Source organism: Thermococcus radiotolerans (assembly GCF_002214565.1).
Classification (GTDB): Archaea; Methanobacteriota_B; Thermococci; order Thermococcales; family Thermococcaceae; genus Thermococcus; species Thermococcus radiotolerans.
Genome location: NZ_CP015106.1, coordinates 1,449,283 through 1,462,627 on the forward strand (window position 1 = coordinate 1,449,283; position 13,345 = coordinate 1,462,627).

14 protein-coding genes and 1 tRNA gene are annotated in these 13,345 nt (G+C 55.7%); 6 read left to right on the forward strand and 9 right to left on the reverse strand.

Annotated features, from left to right (window positions below):
* Positions 1-328: 328 nt before the first annotated feature.
* Positions 329-405: transfer RNA gene (locus A3L10_RS08055), tRNA-His, on the reverse strand.
* Between the two features lie 141 nt (positions 406-546).
* On the opposite strand from A3L10_RS08055, the gene taw3 reads away from it, so the two are divergent.
* A complete protein-coding gene (taw3, locus tag A3L10_RS08060) occupies positions 547-1,185 on the forward strand; it encodes a tRNA(Phe) 7-((3-amino-3-carboxypropyl)-4-demethylwyosine(37)-N(4))-methyltransferase Taw3 (RefSeq protein WP_088867131.1) in 639 nt (212 codons plus the stop codon).
* A gap of 1 nt (position 1,186) precedes the next feature.
* Here taw3 and A3L10_RS08065 read toward each other — a convergent pair whose 3' ends face one another.
* The 3 genes from A3L10_RS08065 to A3L10_RS08075 form a co-directional block, all read right to left on the reverse strand.
* Complete coding sequence (locus tag A3L10_RS08065) at positions 1,187-1,936, reverse strand: lipoate--protein ligase family protein (protein WP_088867132.1); 750 nt, start codon at positions 1,934-1,936, stop codon at positions 1,187-1,189.
* A gap of 518 nt (positions 1,937-2,454) precedes the next feature.
* Positions 2,455-2,931, reverse strand: a complete 477-nt coding sequence (locus A3L10_RS08070; RefSeq protein ID WP_088181219.1) for a signal peptidase I — start codon at positions 2,929-2,931, stop codon at positions 2,455-2,457.
* Positions 2,904-3,455, reverse strand: coding sequence for a DUF531 domain-containing protein (locus A3L10_RS08075; protein ID WP_088867133.1), 552 nt, complete (start codon positions 3,453-3,455; stop codon positions 2,904-2,906). Before A3L10_RS08075 ends, A3L10_RS08070 begins: the two co-directional genes overlap by 28 nt.
* Before the next feature lie 63 nt (positions 3,456-3,518).
* Between A3L10_RS08075 and A3L10_RS08080 the strand changes: the two genes are divergently transcribed.
* From A3L10_RS08080 to A3L10_RS08090, 3 genes are read left to right on the forward strand one after another with little or no spacing between them, the layout of a single operon-like run.
* Complete coding sequence (locus tag A3L10_RS08080) at positions 3,519-4,607, forward strand: hypothetical protein (RefSeq protein ID WP_088867134.1); 1,089 nt, start codon at positions 3,519-3,521, stop codon at positions 4,605-4,607.
* Positions 4,604-5,539, forward strand: a complete 936-nt coding sequence (locus tag A3L10_RS08085; RefSeq protein WP_088867135.1) for a dipeptidase — start codon at positions 4,604-4,606, stop codon at positions 5,537-5,539. Before A3L10_RS08080 ends, A3L10_RS08085 begins: the two co-directional genes overlap by 4 nt.
* Before the next feature lie 40 nt (positions 5,540-5,579).
* A complete protein-coding gene (locus tag A3L10_RS08090) occupies positions 5,580-6,434 on the forward strand; it encodes a class I SAM-dependent methyltransferase (RefSeq protein WP_088867136.1) in 855 nt (284 codons plus the stop codon).
* A gap of 6 nt (positions 6,435-6,440) precedes the next feature.
* Here the strand turns inward: A3L10_RS08090 and A3L10_RS08095 are convergent, their stop codons facing one another.
* Entirely contained in the window at positions 6,441-8,315 is a 1,875-nt protein-coding gene (locus tag A3L10_RS08095; protein ID WP_088867137.1) for a S9 family peptidase, read from the reverse strand.
* A gap of 68 nt (positions 8,316-8,383) precedes the next feature.
* Here A3L10_RS08095 and A3L10_RS08100 point away from each other — a divergent pair, with 68 nt between their 5' ends.
* Positions 8,384-8,713 carry a hypothetical protein gene (locus A3L10_RS08100; RefSeq protein ID WP_088181225.1) on the forward strand — a complete coding sequence of 110 codons (330 nt, stop codon included), beginning with the start codon at positions 8,384-8,386 and terminating at the stop codon, positions 8,711-8,713.
* Here A3L10_RS08100 and A3L10_RS08105 read toward each other — a convergent pair.
* Positions 8,678-9,325, reverse strand: a complete 648-nt coding sequence (locus A3L10_RS08105) for a serine/threonine protein kinase (protein WP_088867138.1) — start codon at positions 9,323-9,325, stop codon at positions 8,678-8,680. The genes A3L10_RS08100 and A3L10_RS08105 overlap by 36 nt on opposite strands.
* A gap of 52 nt (positions 9,326-9,377) precedes the next feature.
* On the opposite strand from A3L10_RS08105, the gene A3L10_RS08110 reads away from it, so the two are divergent.
* Positions 9,378-9,605 (forward strand): Lrp/AsnC family transcriptional regulator, encoded by a 228-nt coding sequence (locus A3L10_RS08110; protein WP_012572508.1) that lies wholly within the window; start codon positions 9,378-9,380, stop codon positions 9,603-9,605.
* 55 nt (positions 9,606-9,660) lie between these two features.
* Here A3L10_RS08110 and A3L10_RS08115 read toward each other — a convergent pair whose 3' ends face one another.
* The 3 genes from A3L10_RS08115 to A3L10_RS08125 form a co-directional block, all read right to left on the reverse strand.
* Positions 9,661-10,335, reverse strand: a complete 675-nt coding sequence (locus A3L10_RS08115; RefSeq protein ID WP_088867139.1) for a TIGR00153 family protein — start codon at positions 10,333-10,335, stop codon at positions 9,661-9,663.
* Between the two features lie 4 nt (positions 10,336-10,339).
* Positions 10,340-11,509 carry an inorganic phosphate transporter gene (locus tag A3L10_RS08120; RefSeq protein ID WP_394335115.1) on the reverse strand — a complete coding sequence of 390 codons (1,170 nt, stop codon included), beginning with the start codon at positions 11,507-11,509 and terminating at the stop codon, positions 10,340-10,342.
* 144 nt (positions 11,510-11,653) lie between these two features.
* Positions 11,654-13,273 carry a metallophosphoesterase family protein gene (locus A3L10_RS08125; RefSeq protein WP_088867141.1) on the reverse strand — a complete coding sequence of 540 codons (1,620 nt, stop codon included), beginning with the start codon at positions 13,271-13,273 and terminating at the stop codon, positions 11,654-11,656.
* Positions 13,274-13,345: the final 72 nt, after the last annotated feature.

Genomic DNA, 13,345 nt, shown 5'->3' on the forward strand with positions numbered 1-13,345 from the left:
TGCACGCCATCTTTCAACCAGCGCTGAAGCTTTTGGAAAAAGCTTCACCAAAAGTTCGTAGCTCTCCACAGTCTTGCATTTGGAAACGCTGGTTTTTCATTAAATGTTCTGGTGTACAGTAGGAACAGTGCTTAAACGCCGGTTTATCCACGGGTTTACTATTTTCGACGCCCAAAGGGCGTCTTTTTGAGTTAAACCCTCAAAGAAAAATCTAACGAGGAATGTTCCACATTAAAATATCGCTCAAAGAAAGAAACCCCAGTTAGTACTTTGTACCTCCAAAAAGAGCTACAATCTTTGATGAAACTTTGCCCAGCAAAGTTTCTTATGGGGCCAGGGCCGGGATTTGAACCCGGGCTAGGGGATCCACAGTCCCCTGTGCTAACCAGGCTACACCACCCTGGCCATTTCCAGCTAAACCTTTTGGGTTAGCTTTATAAAGTTTTCGACAGAAGGGGCTGAAAGAGAAAGCTGAGACCTTTTACATACCATAACTAAGAGCTGGAGCGAGATTTAATGCGTTAGAGGCCCAAGGAGGGTTTAGATATGAAGGCAAAGCGCGAAGCACTCACCAGCCTCTTCACGGCCATGAGAGAGGAAAAGGTTGATGCCGACATAATCGACCTCCTCCTGCTCATAAACTCCATCAACGGCGTCTACACCACCTCCTCCTGCTCCGGGAGGATAGGAATAATAGAAGAACCGGCGCTGGGGGCAAAGCCCCTCGCGAGGTGGCTGGTAAAGGTTCACCGCCCGATCGAGTTCGAGGAGGCCAGAAGAGCACTCAAAAACGCCGAGAAAGGCCTCATATTCCTCAAGAGCCAGCCACCCATATTCCACATCGTCGCCGAAGACCTGGAGAGGGCGAAGAGGCTCCATGAGCTCGGTCTGGCGAGCGGCTTTAAATACACCACATTCAAGGTGATCTCCAAGCGGTACCTCGTCGAGATAAACGCCACCGAGTACCTCACCGCCCCGCTGGGGAAGGACGGAAAAGTTCTGGTGGACGATGAGTACCTCCTCTTCGCAGTTGACCTCGGCAACGATATGCTGAAGCGCTCAAAGGGAAGACTTCCACGGCTGGAAAGGAACTTCAAGGCTTTGAAGGATGAGCTCGGTGAAGACGAACTGTTCTACGAGCTGGCCGAGGAACATGGAATAGAAGAGAAATGGAGGCTACCCTAGTTCAGCGGCTCTCGTTCCATTCTGGGTTTCCGTATTTCTCCTCCACCAGCTTCTCCGCCAGCTCAAGCTCGTAATCGGTCAGCTCCCCATCCTCGAGCTCAAATGCTGCCGTGAACTTGTCCCTGAGCAGCTCATAAGTCTCCCAGCGGTTCAGCTTTACCCCTTCGCGCTCCAGGGTCGTTACGCGCTCCCAGATGCTCGACACGCCCTTGTCGGCCAGCTTTGCCTTGGAAACCCTCAGAACCTTTCCGAGTATCTCAACGCGGGTGGAGTACATGAAGGTGCCGTGCTGGAGGATCACACCCTTTCTCCTCGTCTGTGCGGAGCCGCTGATTTTTTTCCCGTTGGCAACGATGTCGTTAAGTCCCGAGAAACCCGCTTCGAGACCGAGCTCTTTCAGAGCATCGACGAGCGGACCGGCAAGATAGCGGTAGCTCGTCTCGACGTTCCTGAGCATTGGGTGGTAGTCATCGCCGACAACGACGGAGTAGGTTATCTCCCCAAACTCGTCGTGGAACACCGAGCCGCCGCCGGTTATGCGCCTCACGACAGGAATTCCAAGCCTCCTTGCCTCCTCAAGGTTCACATCGTGGACGACGCTCTGGAATCTTCCTATCGTCACGGAGCTCGGAGAAAAGGCGTAGAGTCTGACCGTGTCGGGAACCTTCCCCTCGATTCTGGCGCGCATTATCGCCTCGTCTATGGCCATCTGAACCTCGGGCCTGGCAACTATGAGCGGGATGAACCTCATGACATCACCAAGGTTAAAAGGTCGTGAGCGTTTTTAAGCCCAGCGATGATGACGCCCAAGCCCTTCCGAGGTGACGATGAGGAGAGCGGTCACCACTGAGCAACCTTTGCCCGCGCAAAGTTTCCTAACGTGGAGCGAAGCCCCACCCCGAGGGTTTGAGAGTACAGGAAGCTTTTGGAAAAAGCTTCACCAAAAGTTTGTAGCTCTTTTCAAACTCTTTGAATAGCAGTGGATTTCGCTGAGTTCTAGCGTCAAATCGGGGGCCGTTCAAGGACTTTTCAACATCGTTTAGGGGTTTTATTTCGGACGCCCTTCGGGCGTCTATTTAGGCAACCCCCAATCAAAGATAGAATTTTCGAGGGGGCTCAGGAGCAAAAACAGCCGGAAATATTGGAAATCAACACCCAAAAGAAGGTTAAAAAGGAGCTACAAGCTTTGATCAAACTTTGCGCAAGCAAAGTTTGTTGGTCAGGGGCCGATTAGCTCCTCATCGGAGACCTCGGACACCTACCCTCACATCATCCCAAGCCGAGGTGTTCCCTTATAATCAACGGAATGAGGCCGATCTTCGGGAAAACCAGCAGGGCCTTGTCCTCAACCGCGTAAGCCGGGACGCAGGGTATCATCCCGTAGGGGGTCGGGTAATCCGGGTCGGGTGCCCAGTTGTTGTCCCCCCACGTTACGAAGCACTTCTCCACCTTCCCGTCCAGCTCAACGGTCTTTATCTCCCTAACGCGGTGAATTATCGGGTACTCGTAACCGGGGCGCTTGTAAACGATGACGTCGTTGAGGTGCACGTCGTCTATGTTCTCCTCGCTTATGCCCTTGAGCAGGACGACGTCGCCGCGGTAGAACACAGGTTCCATAGACTCGCTCACCACTATCACGAGGGGTGAGTCGGTATGAAGGGCCACCTTGAGGCCCACCTGAAGGGTGAAAACCGCAAGCAGTGCTATCAGTATCCACGCTAAATCCTTTTTCCATGAGTCCTCCATTTCAGCGCCTCCATGAGGGTGCTTATTCTCGCGGGTATCGCGCCTATCGCGGTGCACGTTTCAAGGCTCACCCTCTTCCCCGTGATGTCCATATGATAGCGGGCGGTCTTAAAGATTTCCTTCGGGAGCCCGTGCCTCCCGAGGCCAACGAGGAGGAGAAAGCTCTCGCCTCGAAGGGCCCTTTCGGCGAGTTCCAGCGGGGTTATCTCCTTCTCCTCGCTCGGCTTCCTCGTCGTTGCGACCGGAATTCCGAACTGCGGCGGAAAGCCCCTCTTCGGGAACTCCAGAAGGTGAAAGCGGTTCCCCTCGGCCAGCTCAAGGAGATACCTGCCCCCCTCGCCTATGGTCGTGTGGGAGCTTATCTCGCGGGCAACGTCAACTGGCCTGCCCTCGAACGGAAACCCCACGAGGGCAAGATGGAAGCCATAGGCGTAGGCTATCGGCCCGGCCCTGGCTATCGCCCTCAGATGAGCCTCGTGGAGTTTTTTGGGGTCGTAGGTGTTGTAAAGCGCCAGCGTCAACATCTTTCCTCACTCAGAGTGGCCAACAAAGGTTTATAAGGATTTAGAACGGATTAAATAGTTAGTATGACGACGCGAGAGGAGATAGAACTATTAGTTGAGAGGAGGTACTACGAGGAGGCCCTGTCCAAAGTTCACAAGCTGAAGGACCCCCTCGACCAGATAGAGGTTCTCACGGACATAGCCGTTGCTATATACCAGCACGGCGGGCCCCAGGAGTGGATCCCAAGCATAATAGAGGATGCCATGTACATAGCCAAGAAACTCAAAGACCCCGCCAACAAGGCGGTGGCCTACTCAACGATAGCATCCTCCCTCGCGATAATGGAGTACGAAGAGGACGCGATGGACTTCTTCAACCGGGCCATAGACGAAACGGACAGCATAAAGAGCCCGATAGAGAAGGGCGTGGTTCTCTCGGAGCTGGCCTACCACCTGGCCCTCGCCGGCCGCCCCGACACGGCCCTCGAACTGTTCAACATAGCCTTCGACACCATAATCGGGGCGGAGATAGGCTACAACCTCAAGGTGGACGGCATAATAAGGATAGGAGAGCTCCTCGAGAAGGCCGGGGACACGCTCCCCTCAAACAAGGCCCTCGACTTCTACAGGATGGCGTTCGACATATTCGACAAGCTCCACGTCAACCAGCGCGCGGCCATCGTCGAGAAGAAGATAGAACTCTCCGAGACCATCTACGACGTCGGCCTTCCGCCAATAAGGCGGGCCCTCCTAGAGGGGAGGAACCACTACGCCCTCGCGCTCATAGAGAAGAAATACGCCGGCGTCGTGAGGCTCATCGGAGAGCTGGAAGTAGCACTCTGGATGAAGAGAGTGAACAACATAGAGTACCTGGACATAGTGGACAAGGCGTTCGAGCACTGCGAGAACCCGCACTTCACCGAGGCGAACGTTCAGAAGATAGCCCGGCTCCTGACAGAGCTCGGAAGCCTGAAGAGGGCCCTCGAATTCGCGAGGGAGATAAAGGACATCCGCAAGAGGAGCGATGCGCTCAGAGCGATAGCGCTGGAACTGGCGAAGAGGAAGGAGTTCGAAGAAGCCAGAGAAATCGTAAGGAGCATACCCGACCCCAGGATAAAGACCGAGGCGCTGACGGAGATAATAGCCATAGAGGAGGCCAGTGAGGGAATATGATATTCGACGCCCATTCGGACCTCCCGACCTTCGTCTACGATGAGAGGGTTAACGGGAAGACCCGCGTTCTGGAGGAAAACTTCGAGCGTTTCTTCGCCCCGGGGATAGGGGCGCGCGTCATGGCAATCTGGACCCGGCCCGAGAGGAGGAACAGCGCAACCCTCTACGGCCTGGAGGTTCTGAACTCTTTAAGAAGGGACATCGAGGAGAGCGAGCGCTTCGAACTCGTGACGACGGTAGACGGCATGAAGAAGGCCATCGAGGAAGGAAGGGTCGCGCTCTGGCTCGCCCTTGAGGGCGGCGAGCCCATAGGTGAAAGCATCCACCTCCTCGAGGTGTTCTACCGCCTTGGACTGAGGCTTTTGACCCTCACCTGGAGCCTGCGCAACACGATAGGCGACGGTGTCTTTGAGAGAACCGGCGGGGGACTCACCAACTTCGGCCTGGACGTCGTTGGAAAGGCCGAGGAGCTGGGAATCGTGATAGACCTGAGCCACATAAACGAGGCAGGCTTCTGGGACACTCTGGACGCTACCGCTTTTCCGGTCGTAGCCTCCCACTCCAACGCTAGAAGGCTCTGCGACCACTCGAGAAACCTCACCGACGAGCAGATAAAGGCCATAGCGGAGCGCGATGGCGTCATCGGAGCGGTGGCGATTCCAAGCTTCGTCCACAGGGAGCACGCGACGCTGGAGCGGTACGTGGAGCACATAGCGTACATGGTTGACCTGGCCGGCTACCGGCACGTCGGCCTCGGCTTCGACTTCGTCTACTACCTCCCTGGCTGGAGCGGAAGGAGCGTCGAGGGCTTTGAGAACGAATCCAAGATTCCCGCGCTCGTCGAGAGGCTGTCCGAAACCTTCAGCGAGAGTGAGGTCGAGGCGATAACCTTCAAGAACTTCGAGCGGGTTTTTGAGCGGGTCGTGGGTTAGGTTTTTATTCCCTGTCCCCCACCACGGCACGGTGGGAGTTATGGAGGAACTCTACTTTCTAACAGCGAGAGACGCGAGAAGGCTACTCTTCGCGAAGGGAGGGGCGAGACTCAACCTGGACTTGAGAAAAACAAACCGCTCATGGCTCATAACGCTTGAAGGAGACGAGTTCGTGTTTCCCGACGGGACGCGGGTTGGGAGGGACGTAATCGAGAGAATCGCAAGAGACGAGGGGAGTGTTTACTTCATCCGAAACGGTGTTTACAAGGCAGCCATATCGAGTAACGAGGGTTTCTACAAGCTCGTACCAACGATTCCACCGACGATAGAGATAAACGGGATAAGAATGCACAGGACGAAGGAGGTAAACCCCCTCCAGGACACGAGGAACAAGGTGAAGGCCGTCAAGCCGAAGGAAGGCGAAACGGTTCTGGACACCTGCATGGGACTCGGCTACACCGCGATAGAGTCCGCGAGGAGGGGAGCGTACGTCATAACGATCGAGAAGGACCCCCACGTCCTGGAACTTGCGAGGATAAACCCCTGGAGCAGGGAGCTCTTCACGGGCGGGAAGGTGCAGGTCATACAGGGCGATGCCTTCGAGGTCGTCAAGAGGTTCAACGACGAGACCTTTGACGTCGTTATTCACGATCCGCCGAGGTTTTCCTTGGCCGGCCACCTGTACTCCGAGGAGTTCTACCGCGAGCTTTTCAGGATTCTGAAGCCGGGAGGGAGGCTCTTCCACTACGTTGGAAACCCCGGGAAGAGGTACCGCAGAAAGGACCTCCAGAGGGGAGTGATGGAGCGGTTAAGAAAAGCGGGCTTCGTCGGGGTTAAGCGGGTGGAAGAAGCGCTCGGCGTGGTGGCTAGGAAGCCGCTGAAAGAAAAGGGATAAAAAAGCTCATTCCTTCTTTTCGCCCTTCATTATCTCTTCCACGTCAAACCCTTCCTCATACTTCCTCAGCTTCCTCTCGAAGAACTCGATGAAGAGCCTGTAGCGCTTTGCCCGATGCTTCGGGCTTCCGCGGATGCTGTGGCCGTGGGGGCCGCGCTTGAACACCGCTATGTAGGCCTCCTTGCCCATATCCTTGAGCACGTTGTAGAACATCAGGCTCTGGTCGAGCGGACAGCGGTAGTCCTCCAGCGAGTGGATGAGCAGTATCGGGGCTTTCACGTTCCCCGCGTAGAACAGCGGGCTGAGCTTCCGATAGTTCTCGTTCTCCAGCGGATTCGGGCCGATGACCTCAACGTCGTACCAGAGGCCTATGTCGGAGAACGCATAGCTGGTCAGCCAGTGGCTTATACCGTTCTCGCTTATACCCGCCTTGAAGAGGTCTGAGTGAGTGAGCGCCCAGTTGGTCATGAAGCCGCCGTAGCTTATGCCGGTTATTCCGACGCGCTCCCTGTCCGCCTGAGGCTCAAGTTTAAGGAACTCCTCCACACCTGCCATTATGTCCTCGAAGTCCTCTAAGCCAGTCCTCTCCAGGACGCGAAGGGCGAAGTCTTCGTCGTAGCCGTCGCTGCCGCGCGGGTTGACGAAGACAACGTAGTAGCCCCTGTTGGCCATCAGCTGCATCTCGTAGACGAACCTGTGCCCGTACATTCCCTTCGGCCCGCCGTGGACGAAGACTATAACCGGGGCCTTCTCGTCCTCCTTAAGCTCAGGCTTCAGGTACCAGCCGTCTATCTCGAGGTCCTTGCTCCTAAAGCGGAAGTGCCTCGGCTCGAAGGTCTTGAGCCGGTCGAATATCGGGCCGTTGTAGTCGGTTATCTGCCTCAGTTCGCCGTCGTAGAGGTAGAGCTCGCCTATCCTATTGGCGGTCATTATCAGGAGCAGCGCCTTACCGTCGCTGACGTCCAAGCCATAAATCCAGTGGTTTCCCACCACAACCCTCTCGGCCTTGCCATCCCAGAGCCAGAGGTTCACCCTGCCTGCATCTGGCGTCAGGAAGTAGACCCTTCCATCGTCGAGCTTGGCGTCGTAGACGTCCAGCGGACCCTCGTAGACGGGCTTAAGCTCGCCGTCCCAGATGTACAGCCACCCGTGCTCGCTGATGTACTTCTTCTCCCTCTTGCCCCTCAGGAGGAGTGCCTTTCCATCGGAATCGACGGCCGCGAAAGAAACGCCCTCGAAGAGCTTTTCCTCCTCACCGTCCTTCCAGAGGTAGATGTCGTAGAACTTGAAGAGTACCGGCTTGCTTCCCTCGCGGTGCGGGACGTTGACGGCTATGGAATCACCGTGCCAGATTCCGCTCGAAAACCTCGGTTTCTCGAACTGCTCTATTACCTCCTCGCTCTCCGTGTCAAGAACCCAGAAGGTCGTTTTCTCGCCGTCGAAGAAGCCCATGCTGTCGAACCAGGCGGGAACGTCGTCATCGAAGACGAAGTCCTCGTCGTCCCTGCGTTTGAAGCCCACAACCAGGAGCCTTCTCGAATCGTCGTTCCACTCGATCGAGCGGACGTTCTTGGCCGACAGAACCTTCTTGGCGCTCAGGGTCTGGACGTCAGCTATCCATATCTCGCTCTCCTTCTTCTCCTCGTTGGGGCGCATGAAGGCGAGCTTTTTGCCGTCGGGCGAAATCCTTGGCATGGAGGCGTTCTCGATGAAGCGCCTCGCCCCGGTTTCCAGGTCCTCAACGACCACCGTGCTCTCATACTTGTTGTCCTTCATATTGGCCTTGGTGAGGGTATAGGCAACCAGGTTCCCCCTTATCCTCGGGTCGCCCAAGTAGGCGAACTTAGAAAAGGTCTCGTGGTTCCATTCGATGCCGCTCATAACGCTATCACCTATTTAGTAGAGAGCCTTAAAAGTATATAAGCGTAACTACAGGGCCAGGTGGGAGAATGAAGGAGGAGTACGCCGTTGGAATAATACTGGCCGCTGGAATATTGATTTCGCTCATCCTCAGAACCTACGTGGGAGTGGCGATAGCGGCCGTCGGAATACCCCTGTACCTGGCGTACACCGCTAGGGGGCAGAACATACTGGCGAAGTCCAGACTCTACGACAGGGACCTCTTCCTCATGATAGCGATAGCGGTCGTTGTCATACTCGTCTTCAACTACCTCTGGGACCCGAGGATGGGCCTCATAGCGATGGCCGTCGCAATACCCCTGCTGGCCATCTACGCGGACAGGTTAAAGGCGAGAAAGAAGGCGCAGAAGGCCCGATAGCTGACCGGTTCTCTTGTAAATCCTAACTTCGTTTCTCATCTCCCTTAAGAAGGATTCATCGACCCCGAACTTCTCCCTAACGCGGCGCGAGATGTAGTTGTCGTTGAGAAATATCATGGCCATCGCGGAGGTGAGGTTCTTCGGCTTCCTCCAGTTGGCCTTCTCGAAGTCTATGAGGTAAACGCTCTCCCCGATTATTATGTGCTTGCCGCCCTGAATCTGGCCGTGGTCGAGGCCCAGCCTGTCGAGCAGGGCGGTTTTCTCGACTATCTCGAACAGATGGCGCTTTTCAAGCTCGGCGTAGAATATTATCTCCCCCTCAGCGAACCCCCGGATGAGGTACTCAAGGCCCTCGAAGACGCCGTAGGCTATCAGCGGCGGGGTCACTCCGAAGGGCTCCACCGCCTTAATGATTTCCGCCTCCCTCGCGAAGTTCTGCCTCGGGGAGTCCGGCCGTTGAAGCTTTATGATGACGTTTTTTTCATCCAACCTCGCCCTGAAGATTAGGCTTGTGGTGCCCTTGGCGTAGGGCCCTATTTCGTCCAATCCAAGCCCTCTCAGGTGAGAGTAAAACCGCCCCAGTTGAGCTTTGCTTATCAAGTGGTCGAACATAGGCCTCGATAAGCTTAAATACTCCGCCGATAAAATACTTTTGGTGATAGCCATGGTGACGGCTTTTATTTTGATGGTGACGGCCGCTGGAAAGGAAAGGGAAGTTATGGAGAAGCTTCTGGCCATGCCGGAGGTTAAGGAGGCTTACGTGGTCTATGGCGAATACGACCTCGTCGTAAAGGTCGAGACCGACACCCTCAAGGACCTTGACCAGTTCATCACGGAGAAGATAAGGAAGATGTCCGAGATACAGATGACCTCGACGATGATAGCCATCTGATTCTCTCGTTCTTCTCTCTTGCCATTCTTCCAGGAATAATAGAAGAGCAAAGGGCTCACTTGTTCATCATGAGCCTTATCCTCTCGGCGGCATCCTTGGCCTTGTCCGAGATGTTGCTGAGCGTCCTAGCGATGTTGAGGATGTAGAACCCATCTCCCCAGCTGAGCTTGTCGGCGTTCTCGAAGACCAGCTGCATGAGCCTCGTATCGAGACCGTCTATCTTGTTCTCGACGCTCTCTATCTGCCTGATTATCTCGTACTCCCTCTTTATCTCGCCCTCAGTGAAACCGCTCTCTATAACGCGGTCCATCTGAACTATGGCCTCGTGGACGAGCTTTGCGGCCTTGATACTCTCCATGCCCATCTGGAGGATTATATCCTTGACCTCCGTCGGAACGCCATCCGGCTTCTTGATGAGCAGCCATTTGGCCGTGTCCTCGGCGGCGTCCGCCACCTTGTCCTGCATGTGAAGGTAGATGAGCACGTCTTCCCTAGCCACGGCCATCATGAGCTTGGAGCTGAGAGAATCCCTTATCTCCTCCTTTATCCTGTCTGCGACGTCCTCAAGGCGGTCAACCTCGATCGCAACCTTCTCCATCTCCTCGTAGTTCCCCTCGTACCAGTACTGGAGGGCCCTCTCCAGAGTCTCAACGGTGCTGAGCACAACATCCGCGTGCTTTATGAGGGGCTTGAAGGGGCTCTTCGCGAAGAGCTTCGTCCACACCTGCATGGTATCACCCCACAATCATCAGGAACTTGAATATGGCCGCGCTTATCAGACCCGCGACCGGAACCGTAACAAACCAGGAGATTATTATGTCCCTAACGATGTTCTTGTTTATTGCCTTTACTCCCCTGGCGAGGCCTATACCAATGACCGCACCAACGACCGTGTGGGTCGTCGAGATGGGCAGTCCAAGCCAGCTGGCGACGAGAACCACCGTTGCGGCGGAGAAGTCTATGGTGAAACCCCTGGTGTTGGTCAGCTCCGTTATCTTCTTCCCGACGGTCTCCATGACCTTGTAACCGTAGGTTGCGACTCCAACCGCTATCCCAAGACCACCCATGGCGAGTATCCACTTGGGAACGGGAACCAGCAAACCACCCAACCCCATGGTGGCCACAGCGTAAACCGCCGCGACCGGGCCGATAGCGTTGGCAACGTCGTTGGCACCGTGCGCCAGGGCAACGTAACCGGATGTAATTACCTGAACCTTCCTGAATATGGCCTCAACCCCTATGAACGGGTCGCTGCTCGGGAAGCGGAGCTTTATGAGGAGGTACGTTATCAGGAACACGATTATACCGAGCGGAATGCCGTACATGAGAACCCCGGTCTTTAAATCCTTCCCGTGGAGAACCTTGATGTAGAACATGGTTCCTATGACCACGAAGGCAAGGCCTATCCAGAAGGGCGACCAGATCCGAGCACTCCTAACCGGGTCCTTTCTCTCGAAGATACTCTTCGTCAGGGCTTTGAAGATGAAGTAGGCCATTATGGCGCCGATTATCGGCGAGAGAATCCAGCTGAGGACGACCTGCCCCATCTTGCCCCAGTTGACTATCGCAGTTCCGGCGTAGACTATTCCATAGCCCGCTATTCCGCCTATGATGGAATGAGTCGTCGAGACCGGGAGGCCGAACTTGGTCGCTATGATGAGCCAGATCGTGGCGGCAAGGAGGGCCGCAACAGAACCGTAAACGAGCACATTCGGGTCCGTTATCATCGTCGGGTCGAGGATGCCCTTCCTTATGGTCTCAGTGACGCTCTTTCCGAAGAAGTACGCGCCCGCGAACTCAAGAACACCGGCTATTATAACGGCCTGCTTCGGGGTTATGGCCTTCGCACCCACCGCGGTGCTCATCGAGTTGGCCGCGTCGTTGGCACCTATTGCCCAGGCCATGGAGAATCCAAGGATCACGGTTATCAGTAGCCATACGTCCACCGTCACCACCGAAGCTCAATAAGGGGCAGTATATAAATATCTTGCCGCAGTAGAATATAGCCGGATACCATCCGCTATATAGGCATAAATAGAATAAAGGGATCAGGGGCTCACCTTTACGGGCTCGACCCCTATGTTCCCATCGGCCCCCATCGAGAGCCTGACGTAGTGGTAGAATCCGCCCTGGTCCGGGGACGCGTAGAGGGGCGCACCGCCGCCACCGGTTATGAGCATCTGGACGCCGTCCTCCTCGCCGTACCAGTAGATGTGGATGTGGCTGAATATTCCGAAGGCGTTGTACTCCTTCATGAGTGCCAAGAGCCTCTTCCCGTCCTCGGGGTTCATGGCGTGGTCGCCCTCCGGCCTGGGATCCACCGGCGGGGCGTGGAGAACCAGAACAGGCCTCTTTCCAGAGTCCTTCGCCCTCTCCAGCTCTCCCTCGAGCCAGGTAAAGACCTCGTCGCTGAGCCCGTAGTCGTTCTCAACGTCGTTTATGAAGATGTAGTAGTAATCCCCAAGGGCGAAGGAATAGTCGTCCGGGCCGAAGAAGGTGTGGTAGACGTTCACACCCTCCCCGCGGTATTCGTGGTTTCCTGGGGCCAAGAATATGGGCTTGTTCCACTTCCATTCCTTCAGCAGGGCCGCCCACTCGTCAACCTTGCCCGAATAGACAAGGTCACCGCCGTCGATTATGAAGAGGGCATCGTCGGAGTTTATCTCGTCCCGTATCTTCAGGAAAACCTTCGGCGGCTCCTTCCCACCGTCGGACCTGTGGTCGCCGAAGGCTATCATCTTGTAATCCTTCAGCTCCTTCGGAACGATATCGAAGGAAGCCTCGGAAGTGCTCAGCTTGACCCAGGTATCCCCGGTTTCGGCCCCGGCGGGGAGCTCCAGGACGGACGGGTTGACGTTCTCGATGACGTAGGTCAGCTCAACGTTCTTCGAGTCCTTGACGTCAACGCTGACGTTGAAGCCCAAGGCGTGGATGTAGACCGTCGAACCGTTGACCAGCCTTATGAACCCTCCATTAACCGTCACGTTCTCACCGTCAACGATGCGCCAGTAGTAGATGAATGGCTCCCGCGTCTTGAAGGAGTCCAGATACCAGTGCTCCCCGTCGTCCGGAATTCCGTTCCAGTCGTTGTCGCCTATGACCTTGAGAACGACGCCCTCGAACTCTCCGCTCCTGAGAACGTCCTCGGCGTCGGGGGCCTTTCCTCCCGCCAACTCCAGGGCGTACTCCACAGCGGCACCTGCGCCGGCCTTGCTCGTTCCGGTGAATACGAAGTAGGGCTTACCATCCTTGTTGAAGGCGGCGAAGACGCCCTTGTCCGGACCAACGAACTTAAGGCCGAGTTTATAGACCACGTAGCCGAAGTAGTCGCTGACAGTTATGAGAATCGGTTTGCCCCTCAGCAGGGATCTCGCATCGGCGGGCGAGAGTATCGCGACGCCACCGTCGTACTGGCTCGCAGGGAGTATCTGGGCGTTCGGGAAGTAGTGCTTCGCCATATCCTCGTAGCCCTCGCTGACGTAAACCTTGGAGACGTCCGCCAGGCTCTTCCACTGCGCCAGAACCCCACCCTTCTCGTAGCTCCCGAAGTCTATTCCGCCAGCGGCAGAGCTGGTAGTGGTTGACGTCTGGCTCGGACCGCTCTGACTGACGCAGCCCGAGGCCATCACAATTAAAACCAGAATGAAGGCAAAAGCGGCTTTCTTCATGGAATCACCTTCAGGGGGATTGGAAACGAAAGCTTAAAGCACTTTCCATTAGAAACCCGAACTCGGCAGATT